The organism is Streptosporangium oxazolinicum (genome assembly GCF_039537505.1).
Taxonomy (GTDB): Bacteria; Actinomycetota; Actinomycetes; order Streptosporangiales; family Streptosporangiaceae; genus Streptosporangium; species Streptosporangium oxazolinicum.
This window is the reverse complement of sequence record NZ_BAABAQ010000002.1, coordinates 238,342-260,432: the sequence shown is the minus strand read 5'-3', so window position 1 is coordinate 260,432 and position 22,091 is coordinate 238,342. Positions and strand designations below refer to the sequence as shown.

20 protein-coding genes are annotated in these 22,091 nt (G+C 70.2%); 9 read left to right on the top strand and 11 right to left on the bottom strand.

Annotation, left to right across the window (positions count from 1 at the left end):
• Positions 1–681 (bottom strand): LppX_LprAFG lipoprotein, encoded by a 681-nt coding sequence (locus tag ABD817_RS06320; RefSeq protein WP_344915949.1) that lies wholly within the window; start codon positions 679–681, stop codon positions 1–3.
• Positions 682–817: 136 nt separating this feature from the next.
• Positions 818–1,282: a MarR family winged helix-turn-helix transcriptional regulator gene (locus ABD817_RS06315; protein ID WP_344915947.1), complete on the bottom strand. Its 465-nt coding sequence runs from the start codon at positions 1,280–1,282 to the stop codon at positions 818–820.
• Between the two features lie 268 nt (positions 1,283–1,550).
• Between ABD817_RS06315 and ABD817_RS06310 the strand changes: the two genes are divergently transcribed.
• On the top strand, positions 1,551–2,516 hold the full coding sequence (locus ABD817_RS06310; RefSeq protein WP_344915945.1) for a cation diffusion facilitator family transporter: 966 nt from the start codon (positions 1,551–1,553) through the stop codon (positions 2,514–2,516).
• Here ABD817_RS06310 and ABD817_RS06305 read toward each other — a convergent pair.
• Complete coding sequence (locus ABD817_RS06305; RefSeq protein WP_344915943.1) at positions 2,499–3,923, bottom strand: aminopeptidase P family protein; 1,425 nt, start codon at positions 3,921–3,923, stop codon at positions 2,499–2,501. The genes ABD817_RS06310 and ABD817_RS06305 overlap by 18 nt on opposite strands.
• Positions 3,924–4,170: 247 nt before the next feature.
• Here ABD817_RS06305 and ABD817_RS06300 point away from each other — a divergent pair, with 247 nt between their 5' ends.
• On the top strand, positions 4,171–4,599 hold the full coding sequence (locus tag ABD817_RS06300) for a CBS domain-containing protein (RefSeq protein ID WP_344915942.1): 429 nt from the start codon (positions 4,171–4,173) through the stop codon (positions 4,597–4,599).
• A 163-nt stretch (positions 4,600–4,762) separates the two neighbouring features.
• On the opposite strand, the gene ABD817_RS06295 is transcribed toward ABD817_RS06300, so the two are convergent.
• Positions 4,763–8,086 carry a S8 family serine peptidase gene (locus ABD817_RS06295; protein ID WP_344915940.1) on the bottom strand — a complete coding sequence of 1,108 codons (3,324 nt, stop codon included), beginning with the start codon at positions 8,084–8,086 and terminating at the stop codon, positions 4,763–4,765.
• A gap of 511 nt (positions 8,087–8,597) precedes the next feature.
• Here ABD817_RS06295 and ABD817_RS06290 point away from each other — a divergent pair.
• Positions 8,598–8,852 carry a Smr/MutS family protein gene (locus ABD817_RS06290; RefSeq protein WP_329093428.1) on the top strand — a complete coding sequence of 85 codons (255 nt, stop codon included), beginning with the start codon at positions 8,598–8,600 and terminating at the stop codon, positions 8,850–8,852.
• A 97-nt stretch (positions 8,853–8,949) separates the two neighbouring features.
• Here the strand turns inward: ABD817_RS06290 and ABD817_RS06285 are convergent, their stop codons facing one another.
• On the bottom strand, positions 8,950–9,384 hold the full coding sequence (locus ABD817_RS06285) for an ACT domain-containing protein (RefSeq protein WP_344915938.1): 435 nt from the start codon (positions 9,382–9,384) through the stop codon (positions 8,950–8,952).
• Positions 9,385–9,557: 173 nt separating this feature from the next.
• Here ABD817_RS06285 and ABD817_RS06280 point away from each other — a divergent pair, with 173 nt between their 5' ends.
• Both ABD817_RS06280 and ABD817_RS06275 read left to right on the top strand, forming a co-directional pair.
• The gene (locus ABD817_RS06280) at positions 9,558–10,916 is read left to right on the top strand and encodes a hypothetical protein (RefSeq protein ID WP_344915937.1); all 1,359 of its coding nucleotides are present in this window, start codon (positions 9,558–9,560) and stop codon (positions 10,914–10,916) included.
• Positions 10,917–11,189: 273 nt separating this feature from the next.
• Positions 11,190–11,552: a hypothetical protein gene (locus tag ABD817_RS06275; RefSeq protein ID WP_344915936.1), complete on the top strand. Its 363-nt coding sequence runs from the start codon at positions 11,190–11,192 to the stop codon at positions 11,550–11,552.
• 189 nt (positions 11,553–11,741) lie between these two features.
• On the opposite strand, the gene ABD817_RS06270 is transcribed toward ABD817_RS06275, so the two are convergent.
• Genes ABD817_RS06270 through dhaK form a run of 3 tightly spaced genes read right to left on the bottom strand, consistent with a single transcriptional unit; the run spans position 11,742 to position 13,898 of the window.
• Positions 11,742–12,125, bottom strand: a complete 384-nt coding sequence (locus ABD817_RS06270; RefSeq protein ID WP_344915934.1) for a PTS-dependent dihydroxyacetone kinase phosphotransferase subunit DhaM — start codon at positions 12,123–12,125, stop codon at positions 11,742–11,744.
• Positions 12,126–12,168: 43 nt separating this feature from the next.
• Positions 12,169–12,906 carry a dihydroxyacetone kinase subunit DhaL gene (dhaL, locus tag ABD817_RS06265; protein WP_344915932.1) on the bottom strand — a complete coding sequence of 246 codons (738 nt, stop codon included), beginning with the start codon at positions 12,904–12,906 and terminating at the stop codon, positions 12,169–12,171.
• Positions 12,906–13,898, bottom strand: coding sequence for a dihydroxyacetone kinase subunit DhaK (gene dhaK, locus ABD817_RS06260; protein WP_344915930.1), 993 nt, complete (start codon positions 13,896–13,898; stop codon positions 12,906–12,908). The genes dhaL and dhaK overlap by 1 nt, the downstream gene beginning before the upstream one ends.
• A gap of 332 nt (positions 13,899–14,230) precedes the next feature.
• Between dhaK and ABD817_RS06255 the strand changes: the two genes are divergently transcribed.
• Both ABD817_RS06255 and ABD817_RS06250 read left to right on the top strand, forming a co-directional pair.
• Positions 14,231–14,983 (top strand): lysophospholipid acyltransferase family protein, encoded by a 753-nt coding sequence (locus tag ABD817_RS06255; RefSeq protein WP_344915929.1) that lies wholly within the window; start codon positions 14,231–14,233, stop codon positions 14,981–14,983.
• Between the two features lie 223 nt (positions 14,984–15,206).
• On the top strand, positions 15,207–15,758 hold the full coding sequence (locus ABD817_RS06250; RefSeq protein ID WP_344915927.1) for a hypothetical protein: 552 nt from the start codon (positions 15,207–15,209) through the stop codon (positions 15,756–15,758).
• Positions 15,759–15,773: 15 nt separating this feature from the next.
• Here ABD817_RS06250 and ABD817_RS06245 read toward each other — a convergent pair whose 3' ends face one another.
• Positions 15,774–15,995 (bottom strand): acyl carrier protein, encoded by a 222-nt coding sequence (locus ABD817_RS06245; protein WP_344915926.1) that lies wholly within the window; start codon positions 15,993–15,995, stop codon positions 15,774–15,776.
• Between the two features lie 31 nt (positions 15,996–16,026).
• Positions 16,027–16,917: a glucose-1-phosphate thymidylyltransferase RfbA gene (gene rfbA, locus ABD817_RS06240; protein WP_344915924.1), complete on the bottom strand. Its 891-nt coding sequence runs from the start codon at positions 16,915–16,917 to the stop codon at positions 16,027–16,029.
• 342 nt (positions 16,918–17,259) lie between these two features.
• On the opposite strand from rfbA, the gene ABD817_RS06235 reads away from it, so the two are divergent.
• Together ABD817_RS06235 and ABD817_RS06230 are read left to right on the top strand one after the other, a co-directional pair.
• Entirely contained in the window at positions 17,260–18,048 is a 789-nt protein-coding gene (locus ABD817_RS06235) for a thioesterase II family protein (RefSeq protein ID WP_344915922.1), read from the top strand.
• A gap of 838 nt (positions 18,049–18,886) precedes the next feature.
• Positions 18,887–21,661 (top strand): ATP-binding protein, encoded by a 2,775-nt coding sequence (locus ABD817_RS06230; RefSeq protein ID WP_344917194.1) that lies wholly within the window; start codon positions 18,887–18,889, stop codon positions 21,659–21,661.
• A gap of 9 nt (positions 21,662–21,670) precedes the next feature.
• Here ABD817_RS06230 and ABD817_RS06225 read toward each other — a convergent pair whose 3' ends face one another.
• Complete coding sequence (locus ABD817_RS06225) at positions 21,671–22,084, bottom strand: hypothetical protein (RefSeq protein ID WP_344915920.1); 414 nt, start codon at positions 22,082–22,084, stop codon at positions 21,671–21,673.
• Positions 22,085–22,091 lie beyond the last annotated feature (7 nt).

Sequence of the window (22,091 nt, the reverse complement as noted above, 5' to 3'; positions counted from 1 at the left end):
TCACTCCGCCGGAGCGGTGACCTGGACCGGCACGTCGTAGTCGCTGAAGGCCACGATCACCTTGCCTCCGGTCAGGGGCAGGTCCGCCTTGAGCAGCCGGTTGGTGGCCTTGTCGATCCAGAGCACGGCGTCGACGCTCTGCGCGAGACCGGGCACCATCGTGGCGAGCACCTGCTGGGAGAGCGTCGCCGAGACCCGGTAGGTGTCGACGCCGCCCAGCTTCTCCGCCGCCTGGGTCTTCGCGTCCAGCGCGTTGGTCAGCAGCTGTACGACGCCCTTCTCCGGGTTGAGGATGGCGGACGGGTCGTAGATCGCCGCCAGCTGGCTCCGCGACATCTGCTGGAAGCCGCCGGTCACCCCCTTGAAGTGGACGGTCTCCCCGACCAACACGAAGTTGATCTCCTGGAGGCTGCCCATCACGTCGATCTGGAGGGTGCCGTCCGCGTCGCCGGTCCCGCTGAGACGGCCGGAGGCCTTCTTGACCGGTACGGGCGGGGTGCCCTCGGTCTCCATCGAGAAGGCGGCGGACTTCACGGCGCGCGTCGCGTCCGCGGACTTCCTGACCAGCTCGGCTCCGTTGGGGAGGGCCGTCGTGCCGTCGGAGGCACCACCGCCGCTGCACGCGGTGACCAGGAAGGCCGCGGCGATCACCGCGGTGATGAGGATCCGGCGAGCAGACATGGGCGGATCGTAACGACACTCCGGTCTACTAACGAGGAACGACCGGTATCGGTTTCGCGTCGGAGGGTACCTTCGAGGGCTCCACCCGTCGGTTTCGCGCCGGCGGAAGGCTCCTGGACGTCCCCGGGGGTTCGTGTCAGCGGATGCTCTTGAGGTGCTCCACCACCGGTGCGTACGCCGCCTCCAGCTCGGTCAGCTGCTCGTCGGTGAGCAGGTCGATGAAATGCCGGCGCACACTGGCCACGTGGTGTGGCGCGACCTTCTGGATGGTGGCCCAGCCGTGCTCGGTGAGGACGGCGAAGGTGCCGCGCCGGTCGTCGGCGCAGGTCTCCCTGGCGACCAGACCGGCGGCCTCCATCCGGGAGATCTGGTGTGACAGGCGGCTGCGGGACTGGATCGTGGCCTCCGCCAGATCGCTCATCCGCATGCGGTGACCGGGGATCTCCGACAGGTTCACCAGGATCTCGTAGTCGTTGACCGAGAGCCCGAAGGGCTGGAGCTCACGGTCGAGGCGATGGTCGAGGAGCCTGTGCGCGGCGAGGTGGGCGCGCCATGCCCGTTGCTCGACGGAGGACAGCCAGCGGGGCTCCTGGTCGTTCACCGGTCGCTCACCACTTTCGTTCACCGCGCGTGTGGTCGCGACTGCGACGGGTCCGTCCCCCAGCCGGCCACTCCGCTCGCCGGGCGGGGCTTGCTTCAGGGTCATAGATCAGAATCTACCTCAGAAGGCGCCGATCGCTCATGGTAGTGGCGTGGCGACGTGGCGGAACCCGTACGTTTCCCCGCCGCGGGTCCCACCTCGGTGACCAGGCGGGATCTGTGGCGCCATTACTGGGAGATAAGGGATTAAGTGCACATAAAGTAACCGCATGCCGGAAATTACGGAAAACGGGACGGATGCCGACGGGGGTGGTTCGGAAAGCCTCTCCACGGTGATCGTGGCCGGTCTGGCCAACCTCGCGATCGCGGTGGCCAAGCTGGTCGCCGGGCTGTTCAGCGGCTCGTCGGCGATGCTGTCCGAGGCCGCCCACTCGGCCGCGGACACCGTCACCGAGGCCCTGCTGTTCGTCGCGGTGCGCAGGAGTGGGCATCCCGCCGACGCGCGGCACCCGTTCGGCTACGGCAAGGCGGGGTTCTTCTGGGCGCTGATGGCGGCCTTCGCCACCCTCATCGGCGGAGCCGGATTCTCCATCACCCACGGGGTACACGAGATCCTCACCGGGGAGAGGCTCACCGACCTGACGATCTCGTACGTGGTCCTCGCGGTCTCGTTCGTGATCGAGGGGATCTCGTTCCGCAAGGCCCTCTCACAGGTGCGGGGGGAGGCCCGCCGCCACGACGTGAGCCCGCACTCCTACGTCGCCAGGACCTCCGACACGGCGCTGAAGGCCGTGCTCTTCGAGGACGCGGCCGCCCTGGCCGGACTGCTGATCGCCGCGGCCGGACTGCTGGCCTACCAGCTGACCGGCTCGTCCGTCTGGGACGGGGCCGCCTCCGTGGTGATCGGCCTGCTGCTCCTGTGGGTCGCGATCCACCTCATCCGCGCCAACGTCTCCCTGCTGATCGGCCAGTCCGCGCCCGAGGGGCTGACGGAACGGATCAGGCAGGAGATCGCCGCCCTGCCCGAGGTCGAGAACGTGGTCGAGCTCCTCACCATGATGCTGGGACCCGGCGAGATCCTGGTCGCGGCCCGCGTCGACTTCGTGGACGACACCACGGGGGCGGGGCTGGAACGGGCCGCCGATCGGGTGGAACGCACGCTCAAGGAGCGCTTCCCCCCGGTGACGCAGGTCTTCCTCGACCCCACCCCCGGCCGCTCAGCCCGCGAGACCTGAGTCTCCCATCCACCGCTCCACCTCGTCCGGGTGGCGGGGCAGCCCGGCCGACATGAGACGGGCGCCGTCGGCGGTGACGACGAGGTCGTCCTCGATGCGCACACCGATGCCGCGCAGCTCCGGCGGCAGCGTCAGGTCGTCCGGCTGCAGGTAGAGGCCGGGCTCGACGGTCAGCACCTGTCCTTCCTCCAGCACGCCGTCCAGGTAGACCTCCGCGCGGGACCTGGCGCAGTCGTGCACGTCCATGCCGAGCATGTGGCCGCTGCTGCACAGCGTGTAGCGGCGGTACAGGCCGCTCTCCGGCTCCATCGCCTCGTCCGCGCCGATCTTCAGCACGCCCCAGTCGTGCAGTCCCTCCGCGATGACCCGCATGGCCGCGCGGTGGAAGTCGCGGAAGCTCGCACCGGGGCGCAGGGTGGCGATCGCCGCCTCCTGGGCCTCGTACACCAGCTCGTAGACCTGGCGTTGGACCGGGCTGAAGCGCCCGGACAGCGGGAGGGTCCTGGTGATGTCGGCGGTGTAGAGGTGGTCGGTCTCCACGCCCGCGTCGAGGAGCAGCAGCCCGTTCGCGTCCAGCCGCCCGTCGTTGCGGATCCAGTGCAGCACGCACGCGTTGGCGCCGGAGGCCACGATGCTGTCGTAGCCGACCGCGTTGCCCTCCAGGCGGGCGCGGAGGCCGAAGACCCCCTCCAGGTAGCGCTCGCCGCGCCGGTGCCCCAGGGCGGCGGGCAGGGCCCGCGCCACGTCCTCGAACCCGCGCGTGGTCGCGTCGACGGAGAACTGCAACTCGGCGATCTCCCACTCGTCCTTGACCAGCCGCATCTCGGACAGGAACGTCTCCAGCTCGTCGTCACCGCCGCCGGGCGAGACCCGTCCGTCGACGGACGCGTCCACCCCGCGCAGCACCCGCGCGGGGCCGCCGAGCGCGTCGTCCAGCTTGTCGATCGGCGCGCAGGCGATCTGGTGGAGAGCCTCCGCCTCGGCCAGGTCGGGACGGCGGCCCACCCAGAACTCGCCGTAGCGGCGGTCGCGGTAGAACTCCTGCCCCGCCTGTCCCGGTGCCGACCGCGGCGAGCGGGGGCGCAGGAACAGCGTGGCCTCCCCGGAGGGCTCGACGACCAGCACGTCGTCGGGCTCCTGGTCGCCGGTGAGGTAGGCGAAGGCGCTGTGCGCCCGGAACCGGTGGTCGCTGTCGTTGCTGCGCGCCTTGAGCGTGCCGGACGGGACGATCAGCCGCTCGCCGGGAAAGCGGGCGGCGAGCGCGGCCCGCCGCTTGGCGGTGTAGGCGGCCTGCGGCAGCGGGGCCAGGTCGTCGCGGTGCGTGTCGGCCCAGCCGGTGGTCATGAACGCGGCGAGGGCGTCGGAGACCGGCAGGTCGTGGCTGCCGGTGTTGAGCTTCTGGGTCATCGTGTCCCCGGGCGCGGTGGTCTTCTGGATGCCGACACGCTAGCCCGGAGCGGTGCGGCCCGCACCCCGGCGGGTTACGGAGCAGCACCGCCACCCAGGTCAGGTCCTCGCCCTCGCGGGCCCTCGGCGCGTGCGGCTGACGCCCATCGCCCGACAATCCACACTTTGCTCCTTCCGGCGCTTAGCGGGCGGCACAAAAGGGCAAAGGTAGGGGATACCCGCGCCAGGCTGAACCGAGGTGGTGTCAATGCTGATCGGTACGATTCTGCAAGGCAAGGGAGCGGAGGTGGCGACCGTCCGCCCGGACGCGACGGTCACCGCGCTCCTCGCCATTCTGGCCGAGAAGAACATCGGCGCCGTGGTGGTGTCGGAGGACGGCTCGTCCATCGCGGGCATCGTCTCCGAGCGCGACGTCGTGCGGCGGCTGCACGACCGCGGCGCCGGTGTGCTGGACGACCCGGTGTCGTCCATCATGACGACCGAGGTCCGCACCTGCCCGCCGGACGCCAACGTCGACGACCTCCGCCAGACCATGACCACGCACCGCATCCGGCACGTGCCGGTCGTACACGCCGGCCGGCTGGCCGGGATCGTGAGCATCGGCGACGTGGTCAAGAGCGCCATCGAGGCGCTGGAGACCGAGAAGGCCCACCTGGTCGACTACCTTCACCGCTGAGCCCGGCTTTCCCGGGCGTCCGCCCCGGGGCCGCGAGATCGCCCCGCCCGGGTTGGCCGCCGGAAACCCGCGACGACCAACCCGGGGGCGCGACCGCGAAGCGGGAAGCCTTCGGCGTGAGCACGGGTGATGATCCCCGCCCCGAAGGGCGGGGATCATCACGTCACTGCACGGTTATCCTGTCCACCTCGATCGTCACGCCCTTGACCTGCGGTGTCGAGGTACCCGTCGTCACCGTCCCGACCCCGGGACTGACGCCCTTGATCTTCATCGTGTAGCTCAGGCTGCCTCCCGGGGCGCCGGGCGTGCTGGACACCCGGAGGTCCTCGGTCGGCGGGCCGCTGATCTGGCCGCCCGCGGTGCCGTCGGCGTTCTCCGCGCCCACGGTCAGGCCGTAGCCCGCCGGAGGATCACCGGGCAGGTTGGCCGAGTCGTAGACGTAGGTGATGTCCTCGGTCCCGTTCAGGCCGATCCACTGCTGGAACACCTTGGTGTCGTTCGTGCCGAAGAGGTTGACCCGCCACTCGATGACGAGCCAGTCGTTGACGCCGTCGGTCAGCGTGCCGGCGTAGACGCCCGGCGCGCCGGTGCCGTCCAGGTCGGTCCAGTAGGTGGCGAGCACGTTGTTCGGGACCGCGGGGTCGGGCAGGGTCTGCGGCTGGAACGAGACGTCGGCCGAACCCGACGTTCCCCCGGCGACCGTGTAACCGTTGGAGGTGACACCGAGCCTGGTGTAGGTCCTGCCCGCGTACTGGAACGCGGGGACGGTGAAGTTGAGCGCCTGCTCGTCGCCGATCGGCGTCGGCGCGATGCCGAAGGCGTCCAGCGGCAGGTACGGTGCCGGACCGGTGCCCGGGGCGATGCCCGGCCTGTCCGGTTGCCTGGCCGCGAGGGTGGTCTTCGTCGTCGCGATCTGGGAACCGACCTTGGTGGCGCCGGTCACCGAGTTCAGGCGCAGCCTGCCGTCCAGCGTGCTCACCGCCGTGACCTCGGCGTCCTCAAGGGTGTCGTTCTGCACGGTGACCGTGCAGGTGGACTCGCCGGTGTTGCGCGGGATGGTGGCCGGTGCGCAGGTCTGGTCCACCGGGATGGCGCCCTCCTTGCGGACGAACGCGACCGGCAGGTGCAGGTTGCGCGAGCCGCCCACCTGCTTGAGGTTCACCTGGCCGAAGTACTGGCCCTCGGGCAGGTCCGGTGCGGTGATCACCACGCTGAGCTTGACGCTCTTGCCCGCCTTCACGCTGAACAGCGGCGGCAGCACCGTGATGTTCGCGCCGCTCACGGTCGTGCCCGTGGCGGTGAAGGTGAGCGTCTTGTCCGTGACGTTGGTGAACGTCCGCTTGGCGGTGATGAGACCCGGCATGATCGGGGCGTTCACCGACGGCAGGTTCAGGTCGATGCGGTTCAGCGGGTCGTTGGCCGAGGCCGCGAAGTTCTCGCCCGTCTCGTCCAGGGTCAGGCCGGGGTCGCCGGCCTTGGTCAGGTCGACGCGCCCGCCGCCGGTGTCGAACGGGTCGGCCGGGGTGACGCGGTCCTGCTTGGTGACCGAGGTCTTGGCCGTGGTCTCCAGCGCGGACTTCACCTGGCCCGGTGTCCAGGTCGGGTGCAGCGCGAACAGCAGGGCCGCGGAGCCCGCGACGTGCGGCGACGACATCGAGGTGCCCGAGATGACCTGGTACAGGTTGCCCTGCGGGCCACCGGCCGGACCCTCCAGGAACGGTGTCTGCCCGGCCAGGATGTGCAGGCCGGGGGCGGTGACGTCCGGCTTGAGGAAGTCGCCGCCGGGGCCGCGCGAGGAGAACGTGGTGATCGCGTCGCCCTGCCAGGAGGCCTTGGTGCCCTGGGTGAACGAGGCCGTCGCGCCGGGGTTCGCCGCCAGGAACGTCAGCAGGGCGTCCCCCTCGGGCTTGTCGATGTGGACCGAGGGGAGCCAGTGGTTGTCCGTCATCACGTCGAGCGGGGTGGCGTTGTACAGGATCATCCCGGCCGCGCCGCCCTGCCGGACGTTGAAGCCCTTCAGGACCCGGTTGGGGCCGCGCTCACAGACGACGATCTTCCCGGTGAACAGGCCCGGGGGAGCGGGGGTGGTGCAGAGCGGGTCGGAGTACGGCGGAGCCGAGGCCCGCACCACCGGCAGCGCGGAGGCGATGCCCGGGGTGATGGAGGCGCCCTTCACCGTGGCCGTCGCGCCGCCGGAACCGGTCAGCGTGATCGTCGACTGGAAGGTCCTGGTCTGCGTGGAGGCCGCCACCGTGGTCACCCACGGGCTGACGTGGTTCACGGTCGCCGCGCCGGGACCGGCGTTGCCCGCCGAGGCCGAGACGAGCACGCCCGCCGAGTACGCGTCGAGGAAGGCCAGCTCCACCGGGTCGCTGTAGGGGGAGGTGCCGCCGGAGATCGAGAAGTTGATCACGCGGACGCCGTCGAGGATGGCCCGGCCGACCGCCTGGGAGGCGTCGGAGGGATAGCAGCCGACCTCGCCGCAGACCTTGTAGACCGACACGTGCGCCGCCGGGGCGATGCCGTGGATCGGGCCCCGGCTGATGCCGAGCGGGTTCGTGTCGGCCACCGGGCCGCCCGCCGAGGTCGTCGCGGTGTGGGTGCCGTGACCGTTGGAGTCGCGGGCGCTGTCCGAGAAGGTCTCGGTGGGGACTCCTCCTTCGTTGTTTACCTCGTTGTAGGTGTCCAGGAACGGGGCGCCGCCGATGATCTTCCGATTGCAGGCGAACGGGTCGGCCGCCGGGGTCAGCGGGTTGTCGCCGAAGTCGCAGACGCGCGGCGTGCCGTCCTTGGTCGCGGGGACGGCGGGCAGCGTGCCGGGGTCGGCGAACTGGGGGTGCTCGGGCCAGGCGCCGGAGTCCAGGATGCCGACGATGACGCCCTTGCCCGACGAGGAGCTGCCGCCCAGCTTGCTGTAGATCGTGGGCGCTCCGATGAACGCGGGGCTGGAGTCGGTGAGCAGCTGCTCGGGCTTGTCCTCCTGGACGGCGGCCACACCGGGCAGCTTCAGCAGCGCGGCCGCCTTGTTGGCGGGGACGCGCAGCGCGATGCCGCCGTAGACGGTCCGCAGCTTCTGGCCCGCCTTGGCGCCTGGCACGTTCCTGGCCAGTTCGGCGAGGAAGGTGTTCTCGACGTCCTCGATGTGTCGCTGGTATTTCCGCGCGTCGCCGCTTTTGATATCGAGGGCCTTTCCGGTCTTCGCCGGACTCGTCGCGGGAAGCCCTTCGAGGCCACCCTGATAGGCGGCGAAAGAGTCGTAGTCGAGCTTGACCATCACGTTGACCGTGGCGCCCGAGGTCGACTTCAGCAGCCCCTCGTCACTCCGGGCGAGTTTGCCGGTGGGAGACTTCGCGCCCTGGACCGGCTCACCCCCGGTCAGGGGAGTCGCCGTCCACTTGGTGGACGGCGTGGGGGTGGGGGTGGGATCCGCGCTCGCCGGCGGCGCCATCGCCGCGACGAGCCCGACGCCGGCGGCGAGTACCGCCACGCGTCTGATCCTTGGTGAGTAGGGCTTTCTGGTCAACGAGACCTCCCTGTAGGCACGCATGAACCGCTCACCTGGCAGGGAGGGGAGGCCACCCGCACGCCTGGGGCAAGGCATGCCTGGGAGGGCGCGACCCTCCCCGTCGGGTGACACGCGATCGGCCACCCGGTAAGGGCGGCCGATCATGACAAGGAGCCTAACTAGAGACCATTTGTTTGCCTAGATCGTGAAATTGACACAATCATCGCGGGAATTGGTCAAATTTGATTGCAGACTCGGCGGTGTTCTCGTACCTCCGCGGCTCGGGCGTCTCCGTACCCGCGTTATCCACGGCCGCGAGGAGGACGCGACCGGGGGAGCGGAGGCGAGCGGGGGAGCGGGGCGAGCGCGGCGGGGGGAGCGGGCGCGACCGGGGAGCGGGGCGAGCGCGGCTGGGGGAGAGGGCGCGACCGCCGCGAAGGCGGGGCGTTCGGCCGCGCGTAAACTGGCCTCACCTGAGACGCGGGAGGCCCGGTTGAAGCTCAAGCTTGATCTACACCCCCTCTACAACAAGGGCGGGGAGATCGACAAGGCGCTGCGGGGCATCATCGACGAGGCCATCAGGAAGAAGGCCACCGAGGTCGAGATCATCCCCGGCAAGGGCTCGGGCCAGCTGAAGAAGAAGGTCCTGCGCTTCCTGGAGCAGAAGGAGATCAAGGCCCTCTACCACCGCATCGACAAGGACGCCAAGAACCACGGCCGCCTCTTCGTCTACTTCCGCTACAAGTAGGGGCGCGACGCGCTGAACAGCACGGACGACATGGTCGATTCATAGGGAAACGGTGGTAAACGCGGCCCGAAACCCCGGATTCGCCGCCTCGCGGTGTTTACGTGTCCTTCCGGGCGATTCCATGTCCGGCATCGGGTTCGGCTCCGGCCGCGAGGTGCTCCAACGCGGCCACCGCCTCCGTGGCTCGCTCGAAGGGGACGAACAGGTGATCGTGGTAGTAACCCGCCACGACGTTGCAGCTCACACCAGCTCGTGCCAGTTCGGTGGCGACGGCCGCGGTCAGGCCGACGGATTCCAGGGCCGAGTGCACGCGCAGGGTGATCCAAGCGGCCACGTAGTCGTAGGCCAGCCCGGCCGCGTCGGCCTGTTCCCGGGGGAGGACGAGGGTCGTTCCCTCATCTTCGGTCACGGTCACCACCGGGGTGACCCCGCGCGGCGGCTCGCCCCGCACCGTGGCGAAAACGTAGGGCCCGGGACGCAACAGCGGGCGCATGCTCCGCAGCAATCTCGCAAGATCTCGTTCTCCCGCCATGGCCACCATGGTACGGAGCCCTCCTCCTCGCCTCCCGGTGTCATTCCACGTCCCTGTTCCTGGAACTTTATGTTTGCTTTATCCGTCGTTTCTGGAAATGGGGGCTTTTCGAAGCGGGGGAGACGGGGGTAGCGATAGGCGCGACGCGGGTGCTCGCCGGGGGCGGGTGTCAGATGAGGGTGAACGGCGGTTGTCTCGTCGTGGAGGTGCCCGGTCGTCATCCGATCCGGTTGCCGCTCACCGGTGAGGAACGCGCGGCAGGTCTGATCCTGTACCGCCTTCCCCGCGAGACCGGGGTCGTCTACGGGGTCGCGATCCTGGACGTCGGGGGAAGGATCATGCTCGACTCCCCGGGGGCCAGGCCCCGGCATCTGGTGGAGGCGTTCGCCGAGGACGCCGGGCTGACCTTCGAGTATCGGCCCTACGCCACGGAGTCGGAGGGGCGCGCCAACCTCGGGACCCGGGCGCGGGGGTGGCGCACCACGGCGGACGCGGGACTTCCGGTGCGTGGCGACCACTCTCCTCACGAGGTGGCGCTCCGGCTCCGGCCGTACGACGAGGTGTCCGGCGAGCTCCGGCCGTACGAGGGGGCGCTGGAGGGTGCGCCCCGCCCGGCGACCACCCTCGGCTGGAACGGCGGGACGCTGGTCGCGACGGATCCGGTGTCCGGGCGTTCGCTGCGGCTCGCGCCCGCCGCCCTCTACCACTACCGGTACGAGCGCCGGGTGTTCGTCTCCGGGCGGAAGAAGGAGTCGCGCTTCCTCACCGGGCTGGCCGTGCTCGACGCCGACGGGCTGGTGCTCGCCGACCTCCCCGGCGGGTGGCCGGCCCATGAGGTGGCCGTCTTCGCGGCCGGGCGGAAACTCCCCGTGCGCGACGCCCTGACGTCGCCGTCGAAGAGGGTGCGTACCACGCTGAGCAGGCGCGCCCTTGGCTGGACGCGCCTCACCGGGCTGGAGGTTCCCCGGATGTCCAGGGCGAAGAAGACCGTCGCGGTCTGCGCGGGGACGGCCGGGCTGTTCGCGATGGCCTATGTCGTCACGACGGGCGGCTGGTTCGTGTGGCGGGGGCTGTCCGCGCTGGGCGGGACGCTGCTGGACCTGCTGGACGCCAAGTGGCTGGCGGTCTTCTTCGCTCCCCTGCTCGTCGTCCTGAAGCCCGTGCGGCAGGTGTGGCACACCTGGCGCATCCGGCGCGGCGCCGCGCTCGGGCCGCCCGGGGGACCGTACCTTTTCGTGTCACGCGGCAGGACGCTGAGCGTCCGGCTCGGCCCGCGGATGGTCTCCGACGACATGGAGATCGGGCCCGACCTGAGCTGCGCGAGCGCCCTGATGGCCTACCGCCATGAGAACCTGTCCGGGCTCTTCGTGATGGACGGCGAAGGAAGGCCCGTCCGCCACCTGCCCGGCCCGTGGCCGCTGGAGGACGCGCACCGCTTCGCCGCGCGGGGCGGGCTCGGCTTCGAGGTCCGGGCGCTGAGCCGCGAGGAGTATCTCGATCTCACCGGCCGCGCTCGCGACGCCGTACCCTGACCCGCGCGACGACGGTACGAAGGGCGCGTCCCGATGCCCGATGCCTCTGAGCGTGAGGATTCCATCGTGACGGATCGACGCAGGGTGGGGTCGTACGGCACCATTATGTGACGCATGACGGCAATGTCCTCTCCAATGGTCGGCGAAGCCTCCGGCAGCTCGCGGATCGCGGCGGGGGTCTGCCCGGGTGGAGGCCCGATCCTCTCGTGAACGACCTTCCAGAGAACGCGCCGCTCCCACCCGCATACCTCTCACCTCCCCGAAAGGCCCCCTATGAGCGACCTCAACGCACTCCTCGCCCAGCGCGCCGAGCTGGACCGCCTGATCGAGGAACTCCAGTCCGGAGACCTGAAGGAGCGCGAGAACACGCTCAGCGACATCCTCGCGGCCGTCGCCGAGTGGGCCACCGTACGCGGCCACGAGGCGCTCAGGAGGGAGCTCAAGAACTGGGAGTACGTCACCTTCGCGGGTATCGAGGTCGGCGTGGGGCACGACGGCGGTGAGCGCTGGGGGCTGCCGCAGAGCTCGGTCACGGTGATGGACTCCGTCAGCGGGACCGACGTGGAGTTCGGGACCACGCCCCCGCCGGTCCAGGCCGTCCTCGGCCTGCTGGAGGGCCTGCTGGCCACGCGCTGACCCCGCCTCGCGCGCACGCCGGAGTCTCGGTCCGTGCCGTCCGGTCCGGTCTCGCGCGCATCGGAGTTTCGGTTCGTAGCGACCGGCCTGGTCTCGCGTGTACGCCGGAGTCTCGGTCCGCGCCGACCGGTCCGGTCTCGCGCGTACGCCGGAAACCTCCGCTCTCCCCGGGGGGCGGGGGTTTCCGCGTCAGAGTTTGCGGTAGGTCCTCGCCTCCTCGGCCGCCGCGAGCACGGCCCGCAGTGAACAGCCGGTGCCCGCCGACACGACGGCCGAGATGGTCCCCTCCACGAACGGCACGTCGGCGATCAGCACACGCTCGTCCGCGAAGAGCCGGGCGGTGAGCACCGAGCTTCCCAGGTCGGGGATGAGGATCACCCCCTCTCCCCGGTCCACCTCCTCGATCGCCGCCGCCACCAGGTCGGGACTGGTCCCGAGGCCGCCGTCCTCGGTGCCGCCCGCGGCGGCCAGTGGCACGTTCGTGCCGCCGATCTGCGAGGCCAGCAGCGCCACCTCGGCCGCCAGCGGGCCGCTGTGCGAGATGAGGACGATGCCTACCACGGGGCGGTTCACGCGGAGGCTCGCACGGGAGCTCGTACGGGAGCGGGGAGGTGGGTCATCGCGCCGTCACCGTGTGCAGGGCGGAGAGGATGAGCGCGGTGGAGGCGGCGCCGGGGTCCTCGTGGCCCACGCTGCGCGGCCCGAGATAGCTGGCCCGCCCCTTGCGGGCCTGCATCGGGATCGTCGCCTCGGATCCGGTACGGGCCGCCGACGCCGCGGCGCCGATCGCCTCCGCCGGGTCCTTCCCGTCCCGTACGGCCTGCTCCAGTGCCCGTACGGCCGGGGCGAGGGCGTCCACCATGGTCTTGTCGCCCTCGGCCGCCGACCCCAGCTTCCGTACTCCGGCGAGCCCGGCCTCCAGGGCGGCGTGGAGCCGCGCGACGGACACCTCGGGGGTGTCGCCCAGCGTCTTGCCCGCCTCTCGGAACGCCGTGCCGTACAGGGGGCCGGACGCCCCGCCGACCTTGCGGATCAGGGTGTTGCCCACCAGCACCAGCAGCGCTCCCGGGGTGCCGGGTTCCCCGGCGGCCAGCGCTGTGGTGACCGCGGTGAGGCCCCGGTCGAGGTTGGCCCCGTGGTCGGCGTCGCCGATCGCGGCGTCCAGGCCGGTCAGCCGCTCCCTCTCGGCGGCGACGGTCCTGGCGGTCTCCTCGATCCAGGCGGTGAAAAGGGCGGTGTCCATCGCGGTCTTCATCTCAGCGTCGTCCGTGTCGGTGTGTGTCCCGGTATCCGGGCCGGTGTGTGAGTTGGTGTGCGGATCGGTGCGCGGGGTGGCGTCCGCGTCGGAGGTCATCAGCGGCCCCAGCGCAGGGCGGGGGTCTCGACGGGGGCGTCCCACAGCCGGGTGAGCTCCTCGTTCAACTGGCAGACCGTGATCGAGAACCCCTGCATGTCGAGGCTCGTCACGTAGCCGCCGACGAGGTTCCGCGCCGCCCGCGCGCCCTTCTCCGCCAGGTGGTCCACGACGGCCGCGTAGGCGATGTACAGCTCGATCAGCGGTGTGCCGCCCATGCCGTTCACCATGACGAGGGTGTCGCCGGAGATCGGCAGGTCCTCGTGGATCGCGTCCATCGCCAGGTGGACCAGCTCGCGGGCCGGGCGCATGGCCGAGCGCGTCCGGCCGGGCTCGCCGTGGATGCCGATACCCAGCTCGATCTCGGTGTCGGCGAGGTCGAAGGTGGGCATGCCCGCCGCGGGCGTGGTGCAGGGGCTCAGCGCGACCCCGAAGGAGCGGCTGCGGGCGTTGACCTCCCTGGCCACCCGCGCGACCTCGGTCAACGGCGCGCCGGTCTCGGCCATCGCCCCGGCGATCTTCTCGACGAACAGCGTGGCGCCGGTGCCCCTGCGCCCCGCCGTGTAGAGGGAGTCGCGGACGGCCACGTCGTCGTCGACCAGCACGCTCTCCACCCGCACCCCCTCCTCGCCGCTCAGCTCGGCGGCCATCTGGAAGTTCAGCACGTCGCCCGTGTAGTTCTTCACGATGTGCAGGACCCCCGCCCCGCCGTCCACCGCCGCGGTGGCCTCGATCATCTGGTCGGGTACGGGAGAGGTGAAGATCTCACCGGCGCAGGCCGCGTCGAGCATGCCGTACCCCACGAATCCGGCGTGCAGCGGCTCGTGCCCCGACCCGCCGCCGGACACCAGCCCCACCTTGCCCGGCCGAGGACCCGAGGCCCGGAACACGATCTGGTTGTCCACGTCCACCCGCAGCCCGGGATGGGCCGCCGCGACGCCGCGCAGCGCATCGGGAACGACTGACTCGACCTCGTTGATGAGCTTTTTCACAGTTCCCAAACTCGCCCTGTTCGCGGGTGATGGCAAGCATCGGCCGAGGAAGCCCTCTCCTCCCGGGCTTCGAACCGCTCGGTCGAGGAGACCCCGATCGCCCGGGGCCTCGGCCGCGAGGCGGTCACCGTACGGGACCGGACGGGTCTCGCCGAGGTCGCCCGGTGGCCGGAGGGAACCCGCGACCGGCCCCCGCTGATCCACGCCGGGGTCGGCCATACGCGGGGGGCTGGAGGGGGCGTTCCGGGGGCACCGGGGTTCCGTCCGCGCGAGGGGGGTGCGGGAAGGAACGGGAGGTCGGGCCGGGCGGAGAGCTGAGGTACGGTTCAGCCATGGCTGAGATCGTGTACCCCCCGGTCATCGGGGCGGCGTTGACCGTGTTCCGCGCGCTGGACCTCAAGATCACTGTCGAGGGCGCCGAGCACATCCCGCGGACCGGCGGGGCCGTGCTGGTCAGCAACCACATCAGCTATCTCGACTTCATCTTCGCCGGGTGGGCCGCGCGCCCGGCCGGGCGCCTGGTGCGTTTCATGGCGAAGAAGGAGGTCTTCGACCACCGGATCTCCGGCCCGCTGATGCGCGGCATGCACCACATCCCGGTCGACCGCGCGGCCGGGGCCGCCGCGTTCGGCGCGGCGCTGAAGTCGCTCAGGGCCGGAGAGGTCGTCGGGGTGTTCGCCGAGGCCACCATCAGCCGGTCCTTCACGATCAAGGAGATCAAGAACGGCGCGGTCCGGATGGCCGTCGGCGCGAAGGTGCCGATGATCCCGGTCTCCCTGTGGGGCACCCAGCGGCTGTGGACCAAGGGCCACCCCAAGAAGCTGCTGCAGCGGCACGTGCCGATCACGATCCAGGTCGGCGAGCCCATGTACCCCCAGCGCGGCGACGACTACGACGCCGTCACCGCCGACCTGCGCGAGCGCATGGCCGGGATGCTCGACAAGGCACAGCGGAGCTACCCGGAGATCCCTCGGGGCGTCTGGTGGCAGCCTCGCCACCTCGGTGGCACCGCGCCCACTCCCGAGGAGGCCGCCAAGCTGGACGCCGAGGAGGCCGAGGCCAGGACGGCCAGGGACCTCTCGTGACGGCCCGCCCGAGGCCCTGACGCCCCGGGCTTCCGACGCGTACCGGTGGTGCCCGGTGCTCGGTGCCCGGCGGCATCGGCCCGCCGGGCCGGGAAACGCGGGCGCGGGGTACGAGTGCCCTGCCCGGGGGTGCGCCGGGGGGCGAGTCAGTGGTGCGGGTCGTGAGCGTCCGCCACAAGTCACGAACAGGTGGTTCGCAAGTGGCGTGCCCCATCCTGCCCCCATGAGCAACGCCTTCGAGGACATCGCGAACGCCTTCCAGCCGGCGCCGGCCCCCGGTCCCGGCCGCACGCCGGGGAAGGTCGGCATGGCCATCCTGCTGATCCTCTGGACGGGCCTGGGCGTGCTGCCCTTCGTGTTCGCGGTGCCCGGCCTCAAGCTCGCGACGGGCTCCATCGGCGTCCCCGGCACGCTCACGGTCATCTCGTGCGAGGACCTGGGGCGAGGCCGTTACGACTGCGAGGGGAGTTTCGCGCCCGACGGCGGCGGCGACGCGATCCCGGTCGACGCCTCGCCCGACTCCACCGCCGGGGACGTCAGGCGCGCCCAGCTCGCCCCCGAGGGCGACCGCGCCGTCCCGACCGGCACCTCCGGCGTCCTCGCCGCGCTGACCATGCCGTTCCTCGGCGTCGGCGTGCTGGGCTTCCTGCCGTACGTGTTCCTGTACGTTCTCAGGGCGCGTCGCGGCAGGCGCGCGGCGGTGGTCCTCGGCTGCGTCCTCACGCTCGTCTCGCTCGTCGGCGTCGTCACCGGCATGGTCGCCGCCTACTCCTGAGCCGTTCCGCGGATCTCAGCTCAGGATGAGGCCGACCAGGTCGCCGACGGTCTTCAGGCCACCGCGTTCGTCGTCGGTGAGGTCGAGGTTGTAGTCGTGCTTGGCGGCCACGACGATCTCGGCCAGGAACGCCGGGTCGAGGATCTCGTCCATGGTGATCTCTGAGGCCGGTGTCCCGGTGATCTCGCCGATGAGCCGGCCGAGGCCCGGCAGGACGTCGTGTTCGGTCACCAACATGCCCGTCTCCCTCTCGCTGGTTGCCGTTTCGCTATGACAGTGACGCCGAGAGCCCCGCGGACCTGGCGAGGTCCATGACGTACCGGCCGTAGCCGGAGCTCGACATCCGGACGCCGAGCCGGTAGCACGCGTCGGCGTCGATGAAGCCCATCCGCAGGGCGATCTCCTCCAGGCAGGCGATGCGCACGCCCTGGCGTTCCTCCATGGTCTGGACGTAGTGGCCGGCCTGAAGGAGCGAGGTCGGTGTGCCGGTGTCCAGCCAGGCGAAGCCCCGGCCCAGGACGACCAGGTTCGCCTGGCCGCGGCTCAGGTAGACCTGGTTCACGTCGCTGATCTCCAGCTCGCCCCGGGGGGAGGGCCGGAGGTTCTTGGTGATGTCGACGACGTCGTTGTCGTAGAAGTACAGGCCGGTGATCGCCAGGTTGGAGCGCGGGCTGGCCGGTTTCTCCTCGATGCTCAGGAGCCGGCCGGAGGCGTCGATCTCGGCGATACCGTACCGCTCGGGATCGCGTACCTCGCTGCCGAAGAGCACACACCCGCGCACGTCCTTCGACTTTTCCAGGAGGAGGTCGGAGAACGCCGTGCCGTGGAAAATGTTGTCGCCCAGTATCAGCGCGACAGAGTCGTTCCCGATATGGTCGGCGCCGATGGTGAATGCCTGCGCTATGCCACCGGGCTCGTCCTGGACCGCGTAGTCGATGCGCAGGCCGAGCTGTGATCCGTCCCCCAGGAGAGATTCGAACCGGGGGACGTCGGCGGGCGTCGAGATGATCAGAATATCGCGTACGCCGATGAGCATGAGCACGGAAAGCGGATAGTAAATCATCGGCTTGTCGTTCACCGGAAGCAGTTGTTTGGAAACGACCAGTGTGGCCGGATGGAGCCTGGTGGCGGAACCACCTGCCAGGATGATCCCCTTCATGGCACGTACCCCCATCTAGATATGCGCGACGAGGGGAACGATAATAGGCTCGGCCTTCTTGTCGAAAGGGCAATCCACTATCCAGAAAGGGCATAAGGGTAAGCTAGGGGTTGTCCGGTGTACGCCAATCCGGCTTATTCTCCGTTCCAGGAGGTGCGCGATGAATTCGTTGCCCGCCGCTCACCGTCGCGAAGTGTGAGCCGGTGCCCGTGCTCGTCGGGAACGCGTCTCCGGCGTGCCGGAAGCGGATTTTCGCGCTCCGGAGGTCCGGCCGGGCCGGATGGTCACCGCGAACCTCCGTCGTGGTGGGAGCGAAGAAGACGGACGAAGAGGGAGCGTGCCATGCCGGACACCGCCGTTGACAGCGACCTGTGGATCCGCCGGTTCCACCCGGCTCCCCAGGCCGGGCACCGGCTGGTCTGCCTGCCGCACGCCGGGGCCTCGGCCAGCTATTTCTTCGGTGTCTCGCGGGCGCTCTCCCCGGCCGTCGAGGTGCTCGCGGTGCAGTATCCGGGACGTCAGGACAGGCGCGGCGAGCCCTGTGTCGACAACGTCCCCGAGCTGGCCGACTCGGTGACCGAGGCCGTGAGCGGGTGGGCCGACCGGCCCCTGGCCCTCTTCGGTCACAGCCTGGGCGCGACCGTGGGGTTCGAGGTCGCCCGGCGGCTGGAGAAGCGGGGGATCGCGGTGACCGTGCTGTTCGCCTCGGGGCGGCGGGCGCCGTCACGTGAGCGTGACGAGACGTTCCACCTGCTGGACGACGAGAAGCTGCTGGCCGAGATCCGCGGCCTCGAAGGCACCAACGCCAACGTGCTGGCGGACGACGAGATCATCCGCATGGTGCTGCCCGCCGTCCGAGGGGACTACGCGGCGGCCGAGACCTACAGGTATGTCCCCGGCCCCGCCCTGCGGGCCCCCATCCGCGCGCTCGTCGGTGACAGCGATCCCAAGGTGACGCTGGAGGAGGCCGAGGCCTGGGGCGAGCACACCGGCGCCGATTTCCGGCTGAAGGTGTTTCCGGGCGGCCACTTCTATCTCAACGCGCACCAGAGCGCGGTCCTGCGGCTGGTCACGGACTGTCTGGCGTCCACTTCCGCATCCGACACCCCTACCCGGATAGAGGTCAAATAGGGGGTTGTCCCCCGCGGGGCACCGCTGGCAACCTTGGAGAGGTTACTCACCAAGGAGCGAGATCCAGGTGCCCTGTTTCCCGCACGCCGGAGAATCGGCGGAGTTGCTCGTCACACCCACTTCTGACCCCCGCGAGAGCCTCGACGAGGCAGAGGTCCGCCGATGACGACGGTTCCCGCGGTCGCGGCCTCGCACCACCCGCCGGCACGCGAGCCGATGAGACTCTCGCGTCACCAGAGGTCCCTCACCACGCGCGGCACCCACCGGCACTCGCGTCTCGACGCCCGGCTGGCCCACCACGGTCACCCGCGCGGCGCGCGGACTCCGTGGCGCGACGGCATCCTGTTCGGCGAGGTGCCGCCCGGCCGGTCACGTGAAGGGAACCGTTCACGTGAAGGGAAATCCCGGCGAGGGCCACAGGGCCGCCCACGAATTCTTCCGGCGCCGTGACCGAGAGGGTTTCGCCGTCCCCGGGAATTGGCCCGGCCGGTGTGGTGGAGCCCGTATGTTCAACTGTAACACGCTGGAAAACTCGTCGTTCACCGGATGGGCGGCAGACGGGTGGCATTCACGAGTTGTTTCATCGTCGCTGATGTTTTTGGAGCGTTATCCGGGGCGGGTGGAGTTGTCGTGGCGCCGGGGGGCACGGGGTGGTTCGCCGGTCTTGCGCCGGGCATTCCTCTCGCGAACGTCGCAGGTCAGGTGCCAGATTCTTGTCATCGGGCCGGTGTGAGACCCATGAAAACAATTGTTTACCCGGACCGGCGGTTTCACCGCATCATTTTGTAGTTATTACTGCGCGAAGCGTGGTCTATGTTGCATATCTAGACACTTGTATGTGGTGGATGGTAGATTCACCGTGACGGGCATCGGGGGATGCCGGGGCAGGCACTGGGGGCTGAAGTCTGACCGAAGTCGGAGTATTAACGTGTTTGACCGGGGCGCAATTTCCAAAGAGCTGAGAAAATTCTACTTAGAAAGTGCCGAAGGGGACGGGCATGTAGTACTTGTCAGCGGCGGGGTGGCAAGCGGTAAAACCGAGCTCATTTATCATTTCGCTCAACACGCGGTCGGATCGGGGGCGCTGCTCCTGACCGCCGCCGGCTCGCCCGCGGAACGCACTCTGCAGATGGGCGTGATCGGACAGCTCTTCCACAGCGCGCACCTGCCGTCGGACGTCTACGAGGAACTCGCCTCCTGGGCCGACGGCGACGTGCTGGAGGCGGCGCGCCTGGTGCACGAGGCGTGCGCCACCCTGCTGGGGCTCGCCCGGCACCGTCCGGTGGTGATAGCCGTCGACGACGTGCACTTCGCGGACGAGGCCTCGATGCGGACCCTCCTCCACCTGCAGCGCCGGATCCGGTCGGCACGGGTGCTCCTGATCCTGAACGAGCGGGCGACACCGAGCAGGGCGCACTCTCCCCTCGAACTCGAACTGGCCCGCCAGCCGTACTTCCGGATGATCAGGCTGCGGCTCCTCTCGCCCGAAGGGGTCGAGGGGCTGATCGAAGCCGAGCTGGGGTCGCCGGCGGCGCACGAGCTGGCCGCCGAGTTCCACCGGCTGAGCGGCGGAAATCCGCTCATCGTGCGCGCCCTGATCGACGACTACCGGGCCTACGGCGACGAGAGGCCCTCCGGTAAGGCCGAGGCGGTCGTGTGCCAGGCCTTCGCCCGCGCCGTACTGGCCTGCCTGCAGCGCGGCGAACCGGAACTGCTGCGGGCCGCCCGCGCCACCGCGATGCTGGGGGAGTCGGCGACGCCGGACACGATCGCCAAGCTGCTTGAGACGGAACCCTCCACGGTCACGGCGCTGCTGCGACAGCTGGAGACGGACGGGCTCATGGACGACGGAAGGTTCCGCCACGAAAGGGCCCGTACCGCCGTACTCGCCGACATCCCGGCTGAGGAGTGTGCCCCGCTGCGCCTGCGCGCGGCCGGGATACTGCACGACGAGGACGCCCCGCACCTGGAGACGGCCGGGCACCTGGTCGCGGCGGGAGAGGCGACCGAGCCGTGGGCCGTCCCGATCCTGGAGAGCGCGGCGAAGCAGGAGCTCGCCAGGGGCAACGCGCGGGAGGCGATCGACTGCCTGGAGCTGGCCAGGCGGAGCCGGCACGCCGACGAGGTGAGGGCCGCCGCGCTGACCGCGGAACTGGTCCGCGCGCAGTGGCGGCTCAACACCGCTGCCGCCGTCAAGGAGCTGGAGTCGCTGCTGGAGGCGGACGTCAAGGGCCTCCTCAGTGTCATGGACGCGCTCCTGCTGCTCAGGGCACTGGTGTGGTTCGGACGCTGGCGCGACGCCGCCGCCGTACTGGCCAGGCTGGACGTGACGACCGGCCACGTGGACGCGGCCGAGTACCGGACCACCCTGGAGTGGCTGCACTGCTGGTACCCGCAGGTGATCACCACCGCGTCCGGCGTGAGCGCCGAGAAGAGGTCGGCCACGAGCTGGACGGCGATGCTGACGCGAGGAGGCAGCCCCGAGACGGTGGACAACGCGGAGCTGGTGCTGCAGAGCTGCCAGGCCGGCGACACCGTGCTGGAGGCGGTCATCTCCGCCATGCACGTGCTGATCCACTCCGGGCGCGTCGACCGGGCGAGCTTCTGGTGCGAGTATCTGCTGGGAGAGGCGGCCCTGTGGCGGGCGGCGACCTGGCGCGCGGTCCTGCTGGACATCCAGGCGGGCATCGCGTTGCGCTACGCCGACCTGCCCTCGGCCGAGCGGCACGCCCGCGCGGCGATGGAGATCCTGCCGGCCCAGGGCTGGGGGGTCGCCATCGGCTCGCCGATGGCGAAGCTCGTCCTCGTCAACACCCGGATGGGGAAGTTCGCCGAGGCCAGGAGCCAGCTCCGGCAGATCCCCGCCGACTCCATGCGGAACACCAGGTTCTGGCTGCAGGTGCTGCACGCCCGCGGGCACTACTACCTGACCACCGAGCGGCTGCACGCCGCGCTCGGCGACTTCCAGAGCGCGGGCATGCTGGCGGGCAACTGGGGTCTGGACTTCCCCTCGGTCATCCCGTGGCGCAGCGGCCTGGCGCAGGTCTACGTGCGGATGGGGAAAATCGACGCCGCCCGCGAGCTGGCCCGCGAGGAGCTGGCCCTGAGCGGCGCGGACGAGGCGAACGTCAAGGGAGTCTGCCTGCGCGTACTCGCCGCCGCGAGCGACGTCAAACAGGGGCTGGTGCTCCTGCGCAAGTCCGCGGACCTGCTGCAGGCGTGCGGCGACCGGTACGAGCTGGCGCTGACCTTCGCCGAGCTCAGCCAGGCCAGGCAGGAGACGGGCGAGGTCGATCGGGCGCGGATGATGACCAGGCACGCGCTGCAGCTGGCCAAGGCCTGCCAGGCGAACGTGCTGTACGAGCGGCTGCTGCCCGACTGGAACGTGAGCGACGAGACCGAGAAGGGCGGGCTCGACGTGCTCAGCGTCGCCGAGCGGAGGGTGGCGACGCTGGCCTCGCGCGGGCTGACGAACAGGGAGATCAGCAGGAAACTCCATGTCACGGAGAGCACCGTCGAGCAGCACCTGACCCGGGCCTACCGCAAGCTCAACGTCAACAGGCGGACCGAGCTGCCCGTCGGACTGCCACGGGACCTCACCGACACCGCGTGAACCGGGCACTCAGCCCTCTATCCAGTGATGCGCCAGGGCGAACCTCGCCAGGTGCGCGCGCAACTGGAGGATCTGCCTGGCGCTGAGCGAGGGCACCGCGACGACGATCACCTCGGTGATCTCCCGGAGGAACTCGCTCCTGGACAGGATGTCGCAGAGGTCCTCCTCGGCCTCCTCCCGCCTGCTCGACAGCACGTACAGCACCGGCGGCTCCCCGGCGGAACCGGCGAGGGCCACGTCGTACGCCTTCAACCCGTGGCCGCTCTCCTCGATCTCGAACGAGACCCTGGTGCCGGGAACGAACAGGTACTTGTCGTCCCGCAGGTCGGCGGCGTGCAGGCGGATCTCCTCGTCGTCGTCGGAGACGATCGAGCCGTAGCCGCTGATGCCGTCGAACCGGAGGATTCTCCCGGAGTGCCTCACGCGAATC